The 17,487-nt window shown below is 66.9% G+C and carries 15 protein-coding genes and 2 pseudogenes; 7 read left to right on the top strand and 10 right to left on the bottom strand.

The features are described from left to right. Positions 1-45: 45 nt before the first annotated feature. The 3 genes from JGR78_RS15040 to JGR78_RS15030 are packed head-to-tail and all read right to left on the bottom strand — an operon-like array spanning position 46 to position 2,096. On the bottom strand, positions 46-672 hold the full coding sequence (locus tag JGR78_RS15040; protein ID WP_182805706.1) for a class I SAM-dependent methyltransferase: 627 nt from the start codon (positions 670-672) through the stop codon (positions 46-48). Between the two features lie 9 nt (positions 673-681). Beyond that, positions 682-1,419, bottom strand: a complete 738-nt coding sequence (locus JGR78_RS15035) for a phosphatidylcholine/phosphatidylserine synthase (protein WP_182805703.1) — start codon at positions 1,417-1,419, stop codon at positions 682-684. Beyond that, positions 1,416-2,096: a phosphatidylserine decarboxylase gene (locus tag JGR78_RS15030; RefSeq protein ID WP_182805701.1), complete on the bottom strand. Its 681-nt coding sequence runs from the start codon at positions 2,094-2,096 to the stop codon at positions 1,416-1,418. Before JGR78_RS15030 ends, JGR78_RS15035 begins: the two co-directional genes overlap by 4 nt. Before the next feature lie 410 nt (positions 2,097-2,506). On the opposite strand from JGR78_RS15030, the gene JGR78_RS15025 reads away from it, so the two are divergent. The 6 genes from JGR78_RS15025 (at position 2,507) to JGR78_RS15000 (ending at position 10,227) form a co-directional block, all read left to right on the top strand. Further along, positions 2,507-3,889, top strand: coding sequence for an SLC13 family permease (locus JGR78_RS15025; protein ID WP_182791087.1), 1,383 nt, complete (start codon positions 2,507-2,509; stop codon positions 3,887-3,889). A gap of 111 nt (positions 3,890-4,000) precedes the next feature. Beyond that, complete coding sequence (locus JGR78_RS15020; protein WP_234450771.1) at positions 4,001-5,188, top strand: alanine--glyoxylate aminotransferase family protein; 1,188 nt, start codon at positions 4,001-4,003, stop codon at positions 5,186-5,188. Between the two features lie 59 nt (positions 5,189-5,247). After that, complete coding sequence (locus JGR78_RS15015) at positions 5,248-5,673, top strand: heme-binding protein (protein WP_182791089.1); 426 nt, start codon at positions 5,248-5,250, stop codon at positions 5,671-5,673. 79 nt (positions 5,674-5,752) lie between these two features. Next, positions 5,753-6,442 (top strand): GntR family transcriptional regulator, encoded by a 690-nt coding sequence (locus tag JGR78_RS15010; protein ID WP_182805695.1) that lies wholly within the window; start codon positions 5,753-5,755, stop codon positions 6,440-6,442. A gap of 81 nt (positions 6,443-6,523) precedes the next feature. Continuing rightward, positions 6,524-7,213 carry a GntR family transcriptional regulator gene (locus JGR78_RS15005; protein WP_200559350.1) on the top strand — a complete coding sequence of 230 codons (690 nt, stop codon included), beginning with the start codon at positions 6,524-6,526 and terminating at the stop codon, positions 7,211-7,213. An 89-nt stretch (positions 7,214-7,302) separates the two neighbouring features. Beyond that, positions 7,303-10,227 carry an FAD-binding and (Fe-S)-binding domain-containing protein gene (locus JGR78_RS15000; RefSeq protein ID WP_182805691.1) on the top strand — a complete coding sequence of 975 codons (2,925 nt, stop codon included), beginning with the start codon at positions 7,303-7,305 and terminating at the stop codon, positions 10,225-10,227. A gap of 244 nt (positions 10,228-10,471) precedes the next feature. Here JGR78_RS15000 and JGR78_RS14995 read toward each other — a convergent pair whose 3' ends face one another. From JGR78_RS14995 to JGR78_RS18260, 5 genes are all read right to left on the bottom strand, one after another. After that, complete coding sequence (locus tag JGR78_RS14995) at positions 10,472-11,629, bottom strand: radical SAM protein (protein WP_182791093.1); 1,158 nt, start codon at positions 11,627-11,629, stop codon at positions 10,472-10,474. A gap of 236 nt (positions 11,630-11,865) precedes the next feature. After that, positions 11,866-12,075, bottom strand: coding sequence for a hypothetical protein (locus tag JGR78_RS14990; RefSeq protein ID WP_182805689.1), 210 nt, complete (start codon positions 12,073-12,075; stop codon positions 11,866-11,868). 22 nt (positions 12,076-12,097) lie between these two features. Beyond that, positions 12,098-12,265 (bottom strand): hypothetical protein, encoded by a 168-nt coding sequence (locus JGR78_RS14985; protein ID WP_182791095.1) that lies wholly within the window; start codon positions 12,263-12,265, stop codon positions 12,098-12,100. A gap of 38 nt (positions 12,266-12,303) precedes the next feature. Further along, positions 12,304-13,863: a peptidase domain-containing ABC transporter gene (locus JGR78_RS14980; RefSeq protein WP_234450770.1), complete on the bottom strand. Its 1,560-nt coding sequence runs from the start codon at positions 13,861-13,863 to the stop codon at positions 12,304-12,306. 26 nt (positions 13,864-13,889) lie between these two features. Then, on the bottom strand, positions 13,890-14,243 hold the full coding sequence (locus JGR78_RS18260; protein ID WP_234450769.1) for a hypothetical protein: 354 nt from the start codon (positions 14,241-14,243) through the stop codon (positions 13,890-13,892). A 712-nt stretch (positions 14,244-14,955) separates the two neighbouring features. Between JGR78_RS18260 and JGR78_RS14975 the strand changes: the two are divergent. After that, a pseudogene (locus JGR78_RS14975) lies at positions 14,956-16,238 on the top strand (transposase). Here the strand turns inward: JGR78_RS14975 and JGR78_RS14970 are convergent. Both JGR78_RS14970 and JGR78_RS14965 read right to left on the bottom strand, forming a co-directional pair. Then, positions 16,204-17,159: pseudogene (locus JGR78_RS14970) on the bottom strand (MFS transporter); the annotation flags it as partial. The pseudogenes JGR78_RS14975 and JGR78_RS14970 overlap by 35 nt on opposite strands. Further along, positions 17,065-17,448, bottom strand: coding sequence for a hypothetical protein (locus tag JGR78_RS14965; RefSeq protein WP_182803222.1), 384 nt, complete (start codon positions 17,446-17,448; stop codon positions 17,065-17,067). The pseudogene JGR78_RS14970 and the gene JGR78_RS14965, both read right to left, overlap by 95 nt. Positions 17,449-17,487: the final 39 nt, after the last annotated feature.

Genomic DNA, 17,487 nt, shown 5'->3' with positions numbered 1-17,487 from the left:
AGTCCGTAGCGGCCGGGCCGGAACCGGCGGGACCGCGGCATCGGATCAGGTATGGCTGCCGCGCTTGCCCAGCACCAGAAAGGTCATCAGGCCCAGCGGCGGCAGGGCCTTGCGCTGTTCGAGGGCAAGCGAGTCTTCTTGCAGGACGGTCTCGATGCGGAAGTCGGAATGCCAGCCGATCCTGTCGGCCAGCGGGGCCAAGACGCGTTCCAGCGCGGCAAGCCCGCCCTTTTCCCGCGCGAAATGATTGGTGATGACGACCTTTCCGCCGGGCCTGCAGACCCGCGCGATTTCGGCCATCACCCGCTCGGGCTCGGGGACAACCGAAAGGACGTGCATCGCCGCGACCATGTCGAAGCTGTCATCGGGAAAGTCGAGACTGCGCGCATCCATCTGCCGCAACTCGCGGACATGGTCCAGTTGCAGCCGCTCGGTCTTGGCGATGGCCTTCTGCAGCATCTCGCGGCTGAAATCGATGCCGGTGACCTGCATATCCGGCCCGTAAATGTCGAGCGACAGGCCGGTGCCCACCCCGACCTCAAGGACCGATCCCGGACGGCTGTTCATGTAGTCCACGGCCCGCCGCCGGCCGCTTCCGGTGATCGCCCCGAAGGTGCGGTCGTAGATCGGCGCCCAGCGCGAATAAGAGGATCGGACCGCTTCGATATCCATGGAGACCTCCTATCCGCTTCGGGGGCGTCGCCGGTCGATCCACGCCCAGATCACCATGGCGACATAGCCCAGGCAAAGCACGATCAGCGTCGCCCAGGCAAAGCTGAACAGGGCCGCGCCGAAGACCACGACGCCGACAAGGAAGAACTTGACGTTCTCGCGCGAGATCTTCGTGGTCTTGAAGGACCATGTCGGCAGCCGGCTGATCATCAGCAGCCCCACGAGGATCATGTGAAGGCAGATCACCACGTCCGGCAGCACCGCCCGGTCGGCAATCGCAAAGGACAGATACATCGGCAGCATGACCAGCAGCGCCCCCGCGGGCGAGGGCACGCCCTGGAAATAGGCGCTGTCGCCGGGCGCATCCGCCTTGGCCGAGACGTTGAACCGCGCCAGCCGGATCACGCAGCAGACCGCGAAGACCAGGACCGCGATCCAGCCAAGCCCGCGCATGTCCTGCAAGGCCCAGAAATACAGCGTCAGGGGCGCGGCCACGCCGAAGTTCAGGAAGTCGGCAAGCGAATCCAGCTCCGCTCCCATCTTGCTGGAACTGCCCAAGAGCCGCGCCAGCCGCCCGTCGATCCCGTCGATGATGCCCGCGCCGATGATCAGCAGCACGGACACGACGTAATCCCCCTGCACGCTGAAGCGGATCGCCGTCAGCCCGGCGCAGATCGCAAGAATGGTCAGGACGTTCGGCAGAAGCTGGAACAGCGAGAACTCGGCCTGGGGGGCGGGCTGGATCATGTCTGCACCGGAACGATCGCGTTCAGGTCGGCAAGGATGGTTTCCCCGCCCACCATGGTCTGGCCGATGCCGACCAGAGGCGCGACCCCCGGCGGCAGGTAGACATCCAGCCGCGAGCCGAAGCGGATCAGGCCGAAGCGTTCCCCTGTTGCAAGCCGGTCGCCGGGCCGGACGAAGCACAGGATGCGCCGCGCGACCAGCCCGGCGATCTGCACCACCGCAAGGTCGCGCCCGTCCGCCATGCGGATGCGCAGGCTGTTTCGTTCGTTATCGGCGCTCGCCTTGTCCAGCGAGGCGTTGAAGAACTTGCCGGGGCGATACGAGATCGCCGTGACCTCGCCCGCGACGGGGCTGCGGTTGATGTGGCCATTGAAGACACTCATGAAGACGCTAACACGGGTCAGGGGGGTGTCGGCCATTCCCAGCTCGGCCGGCGGGACCGCAGGCTCGATCAGGGAAACGATCCCGTCGGCCGGGCTGACCACCAGTCCGGGACGGGCGGGCGTCACCCGCTCGGGGTCGCGGAAGAAGTAATAGCACCAGACCGTCAGCCCGGTGCCGATCCAGCCGAGCGGCTCCCACAGCAGGAACAGCAGGATGGTGACGGCGGCGAAGATCGCGACGAAGCGCCTGCCCTCGGGGTGCATCGGCTTGATGATCGTGTCGCGCATCCGCATTGAGAAGCTTCCCTGTCCTGTCTGCCCTGCGCGTCATAAAGCACAGGGGCGCCGGTGATCCATCCCGGATGATCACCGGCGGCGTCCCGGCGTCATCGGCCTTGGCCCCGGCGGCGACGGGCCGTGCGCAGCGGGATCGGGGCCGGCACATGTCATCCTGCCCGGCGTGCCAACAGCCTGCAAGGGCAGCGGTGCGGAAGATCGGCCCATCAATCCTTCCTGAAACAGCCCTCGCCCCTGCACCTGACCGCAGCCCGTGGTCCGCCTGCCAGCACGGGACCAGGCATCTGCCACATGGACCAGCCCTGATGCATGACATCCCTTGTCGAGATCGAATTCATAATTCATAATTTTTCACAACGGCGGCATCCATGGCGCCGGACATACCATGCGAGGAAGGGAGGCCGCGCGTGACACATCATCTCATTGCCATCTGCGCGCTGGTTGCGATGTTCGTCATTGCAACCGCATTGCCGATCAATATCGGCGTTCTCGCCTTCGTGGGCGCGTTCCTTGTCGGAACGCTGCTTGCGGGCGACACCACAAAGGAGATCATCGGAGAATTCCCCAGCGGCCTGTTCCTCACACTTGCGGGGATCACCTGGCTGTTCGCGCTGGCGCAGAACAACGGCACCATCGACTGGCTGGTCCGGTCGGCCGTCCGCGCGGTCAAGGGGCGGCTCGCGCTGATCCCCTGGATCATGTTCTCGATCTCGGCGGTGCTCACCGCCATCGGCGCGGTGACGCCGGGGGCCGTGGCCATCGTGGCGCCGATCGCGCTGAGCTTCGCCTTCCGCTACAAGATCTCGCCCCTGATGATGGGGATGATGGTGGCGATGGGGGCCTCGGCCGGGGCCTTCTCGCCCATCGGGATCTTCGGCAGCATCACCAACGGCGTGGTGGAACGCTCGGGCCTGCCGCTCAGCCCCGGCGTGACCTTCGCCGCCAGCTTCTTCTGCAACCTCGTCTGCGTGGTGATCCTGTTCCTCGTCCTTGGCGGGCGCGAGCTGATGAAGGCGCGCGTGGACCTGGGCCATACCGTCACCGTCCCGCATCTCGAAATCGCCCGACCGGCCACCGGCCCGCAGATCTTCGGCGACAGCGAGGCGCAGGCCCTTACCCCCCGCATCGGCGCCGAGGCCGGGGGCGACCCCAACCGGCTGACAACCGACGCGCCCAAGGGCGAGATGCCCGACGGCAGCCCGATCCAGATCATCACGGTCGTGGGGCTGGCGGCGCTGGCGCTGATGGTGCTGGCCTTCAAGCTCGACATCGGCTTCGTGTCGCTGACCATCGGCCTTGTCATCGCGCTGTGCCAGCCCAACCTGCAGAAGCGGGCGATGGCGCAGGTCGCCTGGCCCGAGATCATGCTGATCACCGGCGTCGGCACCTATGTCGCGGTGCTGGAAAACATGGGCACCATCGATTTCGTCGGCAACAGCGTGGCCTCGATGGCTTCGCCGCTGATGGCGGGGCTGCTGCTGTTCTACATCGGCGGGATCGTCTCGGCCTTCGCCTCGTCCACCGCGCTGCTGGGGGCGCTGATCCCGCTGGCGGTGCCTTTCCTGCAGGCGGGCACGGGCATCAGCCCGGTCGCCTTCATCGCCGGGATGGCGGTCGCCTCGACCATCGTGGACGTCAGCCCCTTCTCGACCAGCGGCGCCCTGGTGCTGGCCAACGCGCAGGGCATCGACCGTCAGGTCTTCTATCGCCAGTTGCTCGGCTATGGCGCACTGGTGACAGGGGTGGCGCCCTTCCTGCTGTGGATCATCTTCGTGGTCATCCCCGGCTGATCCCTGCCCCGGGATGCGGCGTGGTTGCGCCGCATCCGCTTTGGCCTTGACCCACGATGCCAAAGATTGCATTCATTATTCAAAATTACGCTTCTTATGGGAGACAGGTCCATGACCCATGTGTTCGGTCGTCACTTCCTTCAGATCCCCGGTCCCAGCCCGGTGCCGGACCGCGTCCTGCGGGCCATGTCGGCGCAGGTCATCGACCACCGCGGCCCCGAGTTCGGTGAACTGGGCCTGAAGGCGCTGGCGGGGATGAAGACGATCTTCAAGACGGAAGCGGACGTCATCATCTACCCCTCCTCGGGCACCGGCGCATGGGAAGCGGCGCTGGCCAACGTCCTGAAGGAAGGCGACCGCGTCCTGATGTACGAAACCGGCCATTTCGCCACCCTGTGGCAGAAGATGGCCGAGAAGCTGGGCGTCCGGGCCGAGTTCATCGGCGGCGACTGGCGCGCAGGCGCCGATCCCGACCAGATCGAGCAGCACCTGCGCGCCGACACGGACCACGAGATCAAGGCCGTCTGCGTCGTCCACAACGAGACCTCGACCGGCTCGGTCTCGCCCATCGCGGATGTGCGGCGGGCGATCGACGCGGCAGGCCACCCGGCGCTCTTGATGGTGGATACGATCTCGGGTCTTGCCTCGATCGACTTCCGCTTTGACGAATGGGGCGTCGATGTCGCCGTATCCGGCTCGCAGAAGGGCCTGATGCTGCCGCCGGGGATCAGCTTCAACGCCGTCAGCGGCAAGGCGCTGGAGGCCGCGAAGCAGAACGGGATGCCCCGGTCCTACTGGGACTGGCAGGAGATGGTCGAGATCAACGGCAAGGGCTATTTTCCCTATACCCCCGCGACCAACATGCTCTACGGCCTCGTCGAGGCCATCGCCATGCTGCACGAGGAAGGACTGGACACCGTCTTTGCCCGCCACCAGCGCCATGCCGCCGCGACCCGAGCCGCCGTCCGCGCCTGGGGGCTGGAGGTGCTGTGCAACCGGCAGGGGCATGAAAGCGGCGTCCTGACCACGGTGATGATGCCGGAAGGGCACAGCGCCGACGCTTTCCGGGCCGCAGCCCTGCGGCATTACAACATCTCGCTGGGCAGCGGGCTGTCCAAGGTCGCGGACAAGGTGTTCCGCATCGGCCATCTGGGCGACATCAACGACCTGACGCTGGTGGGTGCGCTCAGCGGCGTGGAAATGGCGCTGTCCAAGGCCGATGTGCCGCATGACAGGGGCGGCGTCGCGGCCGCCATGGCGCATCTGGAAGCCACCCCCGCCCCCGGCATCGACGCCTGAGCGGCTTGCGCCCCGCATCGCCGGGGCGCATCACCACGGGGAACCGACAGGAGGACCGCATGACCCTGACACTCGACATGGCCCGCAAGCTGGCCGATCTCTGCCTCGACCGGGCCGGAGAGATGAAGCTGAAGCCGCTGACCGTGGCGGTGCTGGACGCCGCCGGGCATCTCAAGGTGCTGCTGCGGCAGGACGGGACCAGCCTGCTGCGGGCGGAAATCGCGCAGGGCAAGGCGCGGGGGGCCATCGGCATGGGGATGGGCTCTCGCGCGATCTACAACCGCGCGCAGGAACAGCCCTATTTCATCCAGGCGATGAACACGATCGCGGGCGGCAGCCTCGTTCCCGTGCCGGGCGGCGTGCTGGTCCGCAAGGACGGCGAGATCATCGGCGCGGTCGGCATCACCGGCGACACATCCGACAATGACGAGGTCTGCGCCGTCGCCGCCATCGAGGCCCTGGGCCTGCAGGCCGATCCGGGCTGAGGGTCTGGCGCGGGGTGCGGGGGCGGTGATACCATCGCCCCCGAAGACCCCGCCCGGACCAGCCACAGGCGACCGCTTGATGAACTACGTCCCCGACAGCATGAAGCCGCCGCGGCGCCGGACGCTGCACGAGGAACTGACGCAGCGCCTGCGCGACCTCATCATCCACGGCGAGTTGCCGCCGGGGGCGAAGGTGCCCGAGATGGAGTTGTGCGAGGCCTATGACGTGTCCCGCACGCCGCTGCGCGAGGCGCTGAAGGTGCTGGCCTCGGAAGGGCTGGTGGTGCTGGAACCCAACCGCGGCGCCCGCGTCAGCCGGATCACGCAGGAAGATCTGGACGAGTTGTTCCCTGTCATGGGCGCGCTTGAAGCCTTGGCGGGCGAACTCGCCTGCCAGAATATCACCCCCGCCGAGCTTGGAGAAATCCGCGCCCATCACGCCGCGATGCTGGACCGTTACCGGGCAGGCGATCTTGGCGGCTATTACGCCGCGAACCAGAAGATCCACGAGGGCATCCTGAATGCCGCCCGCAACCCGACCCTGACCGCCCATTACCGGGCACTGTCGGCGCGGGTGCAGCGGGCGCGCTATGTCGCCAACACCACCCCCGCCCGCTGGGCGCAGGCGGTCGAGGAGCATGAGTGGATTATCGAACACCTGTCGGCCCAGGACGGTGAGAAGCTGGCCACGACCCTGCGGCAGCATCTGGAAAACAAGTTGCGCGCTGTCAGCCAGTCGCTTGCGGGCCAGGCGGCGGGCACGGCTTGATTGCATTCAGTCCGCGCCGCGATCTAGGCGGATTGCCACCCACCCGCTATGCTTGCTGCCCGGATGACAGGGAGGGGGCGGATGAACGACCTGACGACACGCGACGGGCCTGCGGCCCAACGCATCGGCACCACCCTGCATGGCGAGATCCTGTCCCGACTGCGCGATCACGTCGTGCACGGCGATCTTCCCGACGGCGCCCGCATCTCGGAACGTGAGCTGTGCGAACGCTTCGGCGTCTCGCGCACGCCGCTGCGCGAGGCGCTGAAGGTGCTGGCCTCGGAAGGGCTGATCGAGCTTCTGCCCAACCGCGGCGCCCGCGTGAAGGTGCTGACGCCCGACGAGATCGGCGAGTTGTTCGACCTCATGGGCGGGCTTGAGGCCCTGGCCGGGCGACTCGCCTGCGAGCGGATCACACCCGCCTGGTTCGACGCCATCGAAGAGGTCCATCGCGAGATGTATGCCTTCTACCTACGCGGCGACCGGCAGGGCTATTTCGCCTGCAACCAGAAGATTCACGAATCGATCCTTGCCGCCGCTGGCAACGACGCCCTGTCCTCGGCCGCCCGCATCCTGCTGGGCCGGCTGCGCCGCGTCCGTTTCACTGCGAACCTTGACGAGCAGGGCGAACGCTGGCGCGAGGCCGTGCGGGAACATGAACTGATCCTCGACGCCCTGCGCCGCCGGGCGGGAGGCGAACTGGCGGACCTGCTGTTCGACCATCTGCGCAGCACGAAGGACGCCATCTTACGGAACCTCGCTACGAACTGAATACGATCTCGCGCCTGAATCCAAATATTGTATTCAATCCATGCGTCGTCTAACTTTCCCGCACCCCACCAGCAGGAAGGCACCGGCAGATGAACGCATCCACCAAGCCCCGCACCCCTCCGGCCGCCCGCAGCCAAGCGTTTCAGACAGCCCTGGCCAAGGCGCTGGAAGGCGAGGTCCGCTTCGACGCCTTCACCCGCGGGCGCTATGCGACGGATGCCTCGATCTACCAGATCATGCCCCGCGCCGTGGCCTTCCCCCGGCACACGACCGACATCGCCGCCGCCCTGCAGGTCGCGGGCGAGCATGGCGTGCCGGTCATCGCGCGGGGCGGCGGCACCTCGCAGAACGGCCAGCCGATCGGGGACGGGCTGATCCTCGACATGTCGCGCCATTTCAGCGGCATCACCGCCTATGACCCGCAGGCCCGCACGGTCCATGTCCGCCCCGGCACCGTGCTGACCACGCTGAACGACCATCTCCGCAAGGACGGGCTGTTCTTCCCGGTCGAGCCCTCGACCGCCTCGCGCTGCACCATCGGGGGGATGGCCGGGAACAACTCGTCCGGGGCACGCTCGCTGCGCTTCGGCAAGATGGTGGACAACGTGCTGGCCATTGACGGGATGCTGCCGGACGGCGAGGACTTTTCCCTCGGGGACGCGCCACTGACCGCCCTGCCCCTCCGCGCCCGCGGGATCATGGAGCGGCTGACGGCACTCGCCCGCGAGCATCGCGCGGATATCGAGACGATCTTTCCCAAGGTCCAGCGCCGCGTCGGCGGCTACAACCTTGACGAGCTACTGCCGGAAAACCCGAACTACTCGCATCTGCTGGTGGGTTCCGAAGGCACGCTGGCGCTGACCACCGGCGTCACGCTGAAGCTGTCGGCGCTGCCGAAGCATCGCGTCATGGGCGTCTGCCATTTCCCCACCTTCCGCGGCGCGATGGAGACGACGCAGCACATTGTCGCGCTCGACCCGGTCGCGGTCGAACTGGTGGACAACAACGTGCTGGTGCTGGGCGCCGACATCCCCCTGTTCGTCCGCACGCTGAGCGACATCACCCGCGGCAAGCCCAACTGCCTGCTGCTGGTCGAATTCGCGGGCGACGACCTCGACGGGCTGAAACGCGACCTGAAACGGCTTGACCAGTGCATGGCCGACCATGGCTTCCCCGACGCGGTGGTCGAGGTGATCGAGCCGGCCCGCCAGAAACCCGTCTGGGACGTGCGCGAGGCCTGCCTGAACATCATGATGTCGATGAAGGGCGACGGGAAACCAGTCTCCTTCATCGAGGATTGCGCCGTCCCGCTGGAACACCTGGCCGATTACACCGACGCCGTGACCGAGGTCTTCAGCAGGCACGGCACTGTCGGGACATGGTATGCCCATGCCTCTGTCGGCTGCCTGCATGTCCGTCCGATCCTGAACATGAAGACCGAAGACAGCGCGCGGAAGATGCGCGCCATCGCCGAGGAGACGGCCGATCTGGTGCGCCGCTACAAGGGATCGTTCTCGGGCGAGCATGGGGACGGCATCTCGCGGTCGGAATTCGTGGAACCGCTGTTCGGCGCCAAGCTGACCCGCGCCTTCGAGCAGGTGAAGGACAGCTTCGACCCGGAAAACCGGCTGAATCCGGGTAAGATCGTTCGTCCGCTGAAGATGGACGACCGCAACCTGATGCGTTTTCAGCCCGGCTATGCGGCGACGCAGCCGCAGAAGACGGCGCTCGACTGGTCGGAATGGGGCGGCTTCGGTGGCGCGGTCGAGATGTGCAACAACAACGGCACCTGCCGGAAGCTGGCGGGCGGGACCATGTGCCCGTCCTACCGCGCGACGCGCGAGGAACAGCACCTGACGCGCGGCCGGGCAAACTCGCTGCGGCTGGCGATCTCGGGGCAGTTGGGGCCGGACGCCTTCACCTCGGCCGAGATGAAGGAAACGCTGGATCTTTGCGTTTCGTGCAAGGGCTGCAAGCGCGACTGCCCCACGGGCGTGGACATGGCGCGGATGAAGATCGAGTTCCTGCACCATTACCACAAGAAACACGGGCTTCCCCTGCGCGAACGGCTGATCGCCAACCTGCCGCGCCTTGCCCATCGTGCGAACCGCCTCGCGCCCGCCCTGAACCTGCGCGACCGGCTTCCTTTCGTGGCAAAGCTTTCGGAACGGATGCTGGGCGTTTCCGCGAAACGCAGCCTGCCAAAATGGGGCAAACCGTGGAAGGAGGCGCGTCCCGTGGCCCGGCCCGAGGATGTCGTGGGCGACGGGCTGGATCTCGTCCTCTTCGGCGACACCTTCAACCGCTATTTCGAGCGTGGTAACCTCGAGGCCGCCGAGCAGGTGCTGATCGCCGCGGGCTACCGCCTGCACCGGGTCCAGCCCGCGGGCAGCACAAGGCCCATGTGCTGCGGGCGGACATGGCTCGCCTCGGGGCAGACCGACGAGGCGCGGGCCGAGGTCCGCCGCTCGGCCGAGGCGCTCAGGCCCTTCGTGGAACGGGGCGCGCGGGTCGTGGGGCTGGAGCCGTCCTGCATCCTGACCTTCCGCGACGAGATGACGGCGCTGCTGCCGGCGTCCGAGACCGGCTTCCTCGACGGGCAGGCGCTCTTGTTCGAGGAGGTGCTGGCCGCCGACCTCAAGGCGGGCCGCATCAGCCTGCCGCTGGCCGACCAAGGGGGGCGCGTCGCCCATCTGCACGGGCATTGCCACCAGAAGGCCTTCGACGTGATGGGCCCGGTCGAAACTGTCCTGCGCGCCGTGCCGGGGCTGGAACTGAGGGTAATCGAAAGCTCCTGCTGCGGGATGTCGGGGGCCTTCGGCTATGCAACCGAGAACCACGAGGTGTCGATGAAGATGGCCGAGCTGTCGCTTCTGCCCGCCGTCCGCAAGGCCGGGCCGGACGACCTGATCGTGGCCGACGGCACCAGTTGCCGCCACCAGATCCAGGACGGCGCGGACAGGCAGGCCATCCATGTCGCGCAGGTGCTGGACCGGGCGCTGATCCGGGGGTGACCCTGCCCCTGCACCCTGCCGAGGGGATCTGAACCTTCCGGCAGGGTGTGAAAGCCGGGACGTGCCGGGGAACAGGACGGCTCCGGCAGGGTGCCGGAACATGGGACCGCGGAACAGGATCACAGCAGGCGCATTTCCCGGCTCGAAGGTTCGGCTGCCCGAACTGGCAGGGCATCAGGTCTTCGAGACAGCTTCGGGGGCTGCGAGATCGTGCGCAGCGTGGCTGCGATATGGCTGGCTGGGTTCAGGTCAGCGCTTCTGCAGGTCGCGAGAGCAAGGCGATCTCGGCCCCGGCACCGTGACCTGCGACGAAGGCATCCGCTTGGTTCAGGGCAATCTCTCGTTCATTCGTCCCATCTCGGGCGTCATGGCGCGTTTCTGCCAGGTTGCTCGCACGGCAGCTACGCGGCCTTGAAAGGCGCTCCGCGATCTCCTCGGCGAGGATGCCGTGGCCCACGGCGTAGCGCGCAAGTTCAAGGTGCATCTCGTCCAGGGCGTCGCAGAAGACGCTCTCGCGGCTGAAGCCATGCGCGCGGCTGTAGCGGTTGAAGACGTCCCCGCCGCCGCAGACGCGCCGCCAGTCGCAGCCGCGCTGGGGAAGCTGGTCGATGCCCGTGACGATCCCCTGCCAGAGCGGGCTTTCGACGAAGTCGCCGAGGGTGGTGCCGAAGACACTCATGCCGGTTTCCTGGAAGCGCGGGTCCTGGCCCTTCAGGTTGTCGTCCGGCCCCAACTCGCCGTCGCTTGTCACGGTGATGACGTTGTGGCGGTTCGCGATCCATATGTCGCGCCATGCCGCGCCCCCGTCCGAGATCATGCCCTTCAGCGGCTCGGACAGGATCCGCATCGGCACGGTGGATGTCGCCGGATCGGTCCAATGCGGCACGAGCCGGCGCATGAAGCCGCGCCATTTCCCGGCGTCGATCTGCATCCGGGTGTCATGCCCCTCACGCGGCAGCAGGAAGCCGAGTTCCCCGATCAGGTGATCATAGATCTCTGCCGGGTCCTGATCGGGGTCGATGACGCAAACGCAGCCGGGCTGCGGTATCCTGCCTGCCCGGGCGGCCTCCTGCGCGATGCGAAGACCCTGCAGGACGCGGGCATGGCTGCCCCTGCCCTTCTTGTCGATCCAGGCGCGGTCGTTGACCGCCGCAGGCCCGTCAAGGCTGATGCCGATGCCGACCTTTTGCTTTTCGAAGAGATCGATCCATTCCGCGTCGATCAGCATGCCGTTGGTCTGCACGCCGAAGTAAAGCCTGGTCCGCTCGGGCGTCGCCGCCCGCAGGCGGATGCACATCGCATCGAAGGCGGGCTTCTTCATCAGCAGCGGATCGCCGCCGTGCAGGCCGAGGTAGATGTCGTCCAGTTCCAGTTCGCTGGCCCCGAACCAGGAACCCGGCAAGCGCGTCGATCGTCTCGGGCTTCATCACGGCCGAGTGGCGAAGCCATGTTTCGTCCCCTCCCGAAGAAGAAATAGGTGCAGGCCAGGTTGCAGCGTTCGGTGATCTTGGCGACGATGTCGATCGAGCGCTGCCGGCGGACTTGGGTCATCGGGATCTCTTTCGGAAAGCAAGCCTGCCGCAACAGGCGACGGTCTGGGGTAAAGGGCGCGGCATGAACCACACCCTCCCCGGCGCCTCAGCGCTGAACGGTGCAGTCGGTTCGAGAATCGTGGTTGGTTCCCGAGATGGTCGACATGTGGCTGGAACTTGAACTGTGCCTACAGCCACAACGCCCGCCCGAGACCTCGGAGAGATGCTCGTCGAGGAGTTGCGTGAGCGGAGCGGCCGGCTCGCCCGAGCCGGTGATGCCGCCGATCAGGCGGCCATAGGTGGAACGCGTGGTCATGTCCGTCTCTCCTGCCGGCGGCTTACCTGCACTGGGTGCGGCTGTCGTGGGTCTCGTTGCAGCCCGTCGAGATATGGGCGCAGCCCAATCCGGGGTTCGCCCCACCCGACATGCTGTCGAGATGCGCCTCGAGAAGCGGCGTCAGTTCGCCCTGCTTTCTGTCGGGGGCGATGCGCTTGATGACGTCCATGACGGTTTTCTCCTTCCGGTTGGTGGCCAGGCTGGTCGTTATTCCGCGGCCGTCACGAACGCCTCGCCCCGGACCTCGCCCAGGCTCACCACCCGGTCGGTGGCGGCGAGGGTCGAGGGGCGGTGCGCCACGACGATGCGGGTGATGTCGAGCCGACGGACGGCGGCGTTGATCGCGCGCTCGTTTTCCTCGTCGAGGATCAGGATGCCTGGGCGCGGGTAAAGTGCCCTGGCAAGAAACAGCCGCTGGCGCTGACCGCCGGAAAGCGCGCCTCCCATGTCGCCCACCAGGGTCTCGTAGCCCATGGGGAAGGCCTCGATCTCGTCATGGATCGCGGCCATCCGCGCTGCAGCGATAACCGCATCCCGGCCTGCCTCGGGATCGAAGCCGGCGATGTTGTCGGCGATGGAACCGGCAAACAGCCGGTCATCCTGCAGCACGCAGCCGATCCGGTCGCGGTAAGCCGCAAGCCCCCTCCGCCCGAGCGGGATGGCGTCGATCAGCATCTGCCCCTGCGTGGGACGCGCGAGGCCCGCGATAATCGCCAGAAGGGTGGATTTGCCCACCCCCGACGGGCCAGTGATGCCCAAGCATTCTCCGGCGCGGACATGAAGGGAGAAGTCCGACAGCACCTTGGGGTCGCCCGGCGCGTAGCGGAAGGAGACGTCATGCAGCTCCAGCGAAGCCGCCTTCCAGCCGATCCGCGCAGGAAGTGCTGTCGGCGGATCGGGTTCCTCGGTTTCGGCCAGCGCGATGTCGGCGATGCGTTCGCCGTGCAGCGACATCATCAGGAACTGCAGCGCCGTATCGACAAGCGCGTTCACCCGCGTGGCGAACTGGTCCTTGTAGGCGAGGAAGGCGACCAGGGTGCCCACCGTGAGGTCACCGGTCAGAATCGCCCGGGCGCAAAGCGTCATGACTAGGATGCGATCAAAGCCGAAGAGGCCCGAGCTTGCGGCCACGAAAGCGGCATCCATCTTCTGGACCCGCAGCTCGGCATTCACCCGGTCGATCAGGTGGTTGATCCAGGTGCCCCGGCGGCGCCCCTCAATGTTCATCGCCTTGACGCTGCCGATGCCGCGCACCGATTCCATAAAATGGGTGGTTTCCTGCGCCGCGTGCAGGATCGCCTCCTCGGACATCGCCCGATAGGCGCGGTACGAGGTCAGGCGTAGCGCGATATAGGCGCCGAGGCTGGCAATCGCGGTCCAGATGAGCCAGCCGCCATACAGCCACATGATCACCACCAGCGTGACCGACATGATGCCGTCGATGATCGACTGGATCGCCCGCGTCGTCAGGGTGCGCTGCATCGCGTCGGTCGAGCCGAAGCGCGAGACGACGTCACCGATGTGCCGCTTGGTGAAGAAGGCAAGCGGCAGGCGCACCATCTGGTCGAAGAGGCTGACCTTCCACTGCAGCGTCAGGCTGGTGCCGAGAATCATAGTTGCCCAGGCGCTTGCAAATCCCTGCGCGACCGGCGGCGCGAGAAGCAGGCGGAGCGCCAGCGCGATGATGGTGAGCAGGTCGACATTTGCCGCCGCCGCCACCTCGTCGAGGATCAGGGCAAAGCCGATCGGCAGGGCAATCACCGCCACCTCAAGCGCGAGGAAAATGGCGAGGATCAGCAGGACATGCGCGTAAGCCGGAACCAGGCCGCCGCCAGGATGAAGGTCGCCACCATGAAGGGCTGGGCGCGCCAGAAATCGGAGAACATCGTGATGGTGGCGATGACAAATAAGGCACTGAAGGTGCTCGCCAGCAGATACCGGGGGCCGTAGCGCATCCCGTATCCGAGCGTGATCCAGATCAGCACCATGAAGATCGGCAGCAGGATCCTGTCCCCATCGACAGGACAAAGGCCGTGCTGCCGTAGTCGTTGAGCATCGCCAGCGCCCGCCGCCGGTGCCGGACACCGGGATCGCGGCGGATGGCTGCAAAGAGCCAGGTCGAGACCAGAAAGAATATCCCCATCCACGCGGCGACAAGCGCCGCAACGCCTGGCGGCGGCAGATCAAGAACTAAGGGCAATGAGGATGTAGCCGGCTGCGGCACCTTCGATCCAGAAGCGAACGATCGCCTGGGCCAGTTCGGTGTCATTCGCCTCGTCCGCCCCGGAGCCTGATAGCAGGTGGTGCTCGCAGCGCGTACTAATTTAATCATTTAAATTCAGTGTCTTACTACTTTACGCCCGTATTCGGGCGGCCTGAAGGCTACCTTTTCTGAAAGCGCCGTCCAGCCGCCGCAGAAGCCAGCGGCCAAGGCCCTTGATCCATGAGAGCGTTGCGACCCCGACGGCACCGCGACGCATTGCATGACCTCGCGCCCGGGCGCATCCGCTGCAACCTCTGCATGGCTGCGATCCACGGAGGCGCACCCAACCTGCAGACCGGCGTTGTGGTCTCAGCGGACAACAGAGTGCATTCCCAGAGCCTGCTGGAATATCCCCGCATCCTTGCTGGCGAAATCGGGGACTCAGTTATCGGGAGGGTTACCGGCAAGTTGAGCTTGCGCAGTGGTGCCAGTGGAGGATCCCGAGAATGGCGTTCACTCACCTGCCCATGAGCAGGCTGCACGACACGTCCTCCACGTCTCATTCGCAAGGCTTCCTCTTCAGTTCTCCATGTGGTCCGCCCCCTGAAAGTGGTCCTCCCTGACGCAGGCTTTCGAGCCGGATGGAGGCCGGCGGAATGTCCCGGAAGAAGCACGAACCCGAGGAGATCGTGGCCAGGCTCCGGCAGGTCGGCGTGTTGGTGTCGCGGGGCCGGTCGGTGGCCGGGGCGGTGCGCTCGATCGGCGTGGCGCAGTTGACCTGCTCCCGGTGGCGCAAGGAGTTCGGCGGGCTGCAGAGCGATCGGGTCAAACGCCTGAAGGAGCGGGAGAAGGAGAACGGGCGGCTGCGGAAGGCCGTCTCCGGCCTGACGCCGGAGAAGCTGATCCTGCGTGGTGAGGCCTGTGGCCGAACGCCTCGGGCAACTTCCAGGCCCCGCGCGTCGCCGTGCCTGCATCGGGCAGGTCCGGCAGGAGTTCCGTGTCTCGGCGCGCCTCGCCTGCCGCGTGCCCGGCCCGCCTCGCTCGACCCGAGCCGGAAGGTGCCGCGCGGACGGGCCGATGAAGAGGCGCTGACTGCCGGCATCGTTGCGCTTGCCGCCCGGCAGGGGCGCTGCGGCCAGCGGCGGATCCCGGCCCTGCTCGGGCATGCCGGCCGGACGGGGAACGTGACGCGCGGCGAGGGGGCGAGGCCTGCGTCGCCGGCGGCGGGAGGGGCTGACGGCGCCTGCGCCGCAACCGGGGAAGGCGCGGCTCCGGCGCGACGACGGATCGTGCCTCCGTCTGCGGCCAGCGCGTCCAGACCACGTCCGGTCTTGCGACTTCGTCGCGGCCCGGACCCGTGACGGCGGGAAGTTCCGCATGCGCGACCTGATCGGCGGGTTCGCCCGGGAATCCCTGGCGCTCCGGCTCAGCCGCAAGCTGAACGCGCCGGCTGTCATCGACGTGCTGCCGGACCGGTTCCTCCTCCGCGGCGTGCCCGGCCCTGTCCGGCCGGACAACGGCCCGGCGTTCGTGGCCACCGCGCTGCGCGACCGGATCGCCGCGGCCGGCGCCGGAACGGCCTCTGTCGAGCCTGGATCCCCCGGGGAGGGAGGAGGATCAGGAAACGGTCCGGGGGACTGTGTGCCCGACGACGGGCCGCTGCGAGAGCTTCACCGCCAAGCTGCGCGACGAGCGGCTCACCGGCGACATCCTCTGCAGCCTCGCCGCGGCGAAGATCGTCCTCGCGGCGGGGCGCCGCCCTTGCACCACAAAGCGCCCGCATTCCTCCCCGGGCGAGCGGCCCCCCGCTCCCGAGGTCCCGCAGGGACCGCCTTCGCCACCCGGAGCATGGCGCCAGCACCCGTCATGCACCAAGATCGGAAAGGGACCACCCCAGCAGGGCAGGCCAGGCAGGACCCGAGTGCGGACAGCAGCATGAAAACCAGCAGCGGCGTCACCCCCGCACCCGACACAAGGAAATAGCCGGCAAGCGCCGCCCCGCCCGCGACCGCCATTGCGCCCTCCAGCCCGCTAGCGGTGCCTGCGAACTAGGGGCGCACGCTCATCATGCCGGCATTCGCGTTCGGCAGGACCATGCCATTCCCCAGCCCCATGAACGCTCCTGCCCCGAAGAACATCAGCGGGTGGTGCAACTGTGCCAGATCGGCGGTCAGCGACACTGCGGCCACCGTCACCCCTGCGCCCCACAGGATCATCCGGTCCATGCCGAGGTGGATCGACCAGCGGCCTGAAGCGAAGTTGCCCAGCAGATAGCCGACCGAGGCGCGGCAAACCAGTAGCCCACCTCGGCAGGGGTGAGCCGGAACACTGTCTCGCCCACGAACGGTGCGCCGTCCAGATAAGCGAAGAAGGCCCGCAAGGCGAGCGTCGCGGTGAAGCTGGCCTTCCAGCCCCAAAATTGATCCAGCGCGCCGCCCAATACGGGGGGCAGCATCGGGACGACCGCCATGCCCATGGTGACACAGCCGATCCGGCTTGCGACCGCAGGGCCGGACACCATGTCGCGCACGACGGCGCGTGACAGCACCGGCCCGGTGGTCACCACCGCCTGGATCATTCGCATGGCCAGGAGCCAACCCGCGGTCGGCGCCAGCAGCGTCCCCGCGGTCGCAGCCAGGAAGATCGCCAAGGCGCCCAGCATCACCGGGCGGCGTCCCCAGCGATCACTGATTGGCCCGACGAGCAACTGCACCACCGCCGAGGCACCGAGACAGGCCGAGACCCACAACTGCATCAGTCCGTATTCAACGCCGAAATACCGCGCCATCGCCGGCCGCGACGGCAGGAACACGTTCATGGAAAGAGCGGCGATCCCTGCCCATGCCATCAGCGTCGCCATCCTGGGCGGAGATCGAGTACCGGCCGTGAAGGACAATCCATGCTCCCGAGCAGATCAGGGAGAAACCCGCACCATGTTGGCGGGTCGGGTTATCGTCCAGATAGAGCCATGAAAGCACGCCGAACACGGACAGGCTGATGATCTTCCGGATGGTCTTCAGCAGGTCGGCATGCTTGGCATGGTTCTGCGAGGCACCGTCGCCCTGGCGTAAAGGCTCGGCCGGAAATGCCAACAAGCGCCTGCGCCGCTGATCTGCCGGGACACCGATCCGAACACCGACGGATTCCATTCTGAAACGCGACATCCCTATGCCGGCTGGCGTTTTCGA

Origin of the sequence: Paracoccus sp. MC1862 (assembly GCF_016617715.1) — a bacterium.
Lineage (GTDB): Bacteria > Pseudomonadota > Alphaproteobacteria > Rhodobacterales > Rhodobacteraceae > Paracoccus.
The sequence above is the reverse complement of the archived record's forward strand: the minus strand, read 5'-3'. Positions and strand labels throughout refer to the sequence as shown.

What these genes read in the sequence shown, in the direction of transcription:
- JGR78_RS15035 (WP_182805703.1), bottom strand. Translation starts at nt 1,419, where the DNA reads ATGATCCAGCCCGCCCCCCAGGCCGAGTTCTCGCTGTTCCAGCTTCTG.
- JGR78_RS15005 (WP_200559350.1), top strand. Translation starts at nt 6,524, where the DNA reads ATGAACGACCTGACGACACGCGACGGGCCTGCGGCCCAACGCATCGGC.
- JGR78_RS14965 (WP_182803222.1), bottom strand. Translation starts at nt 17,448, where the DNA reads ATGGAATCCGTCGGTGTTCGGATCGGTGTCCCGGCAGATCAGCGGCGC.
- JGR78_RS15010 (WP_182805695.1), top strand. Translation starts at nt 5,753, where the DNA reads ATGAACTACGTCCCCGACAGCATGAAGCCGCCGCGGCGCCGGACGCTG.
- JGR78_RS15000 (WP_182805691.1), top strand. Translation starts at nt 7,303, where the DNA reads ATGAACGCATCCACCAAGCCCCGCACCCCTCCGGCCGCCCGCAGCCAA.
- JGR78_RS15040 (WP_182805706.1), bottom strand. Translation starts at nt 672, where the DNA reads ATGGATATCGAAGCGGTCCGATCCTCTTATTCGCGCTGGGCGCCGATC.
- JGR78_RS14985 (WP_182791095.1), bottom strand. Translation starts at nt 12,265, where the DNA reads ATGGACGTCATCAAGCGCATCGCCCCCGACAGAAAGCAGGGCGAACTG.
- JGR78_RS15015 (WP_182791089.1), top strand. Translation starts at nt 5,248, where the DNA reads ATGACCCTGACACTCGACATGGCCCGCAAGCTGGCCGATCTCTGCCTC.
- JGR78_RS14990 (WP_182805689.1), bottom strand. Translation starts at nt 12,075, where the DNA reads ATGACCACGCGTTCCACCTATGGCCGCCTGATCGGCGGCATCACCGGC.
- JGR78_RS15020 (WP_234450771.1), top strand. Translation starts at nt 4,001, where the DNA reads ATGACCCATGTGTTCGGTCGTCACTTCCTTCAGATCCCCGGTCCCAGC.
- JGR78_RS15030 (WP_182805701.1), bottom strand. Translation starts at nt 2,096, where the DNA reads ATGCGGATGCGCGACACGATCATCAAGCCGATGCACCCCGAGGGCAGG.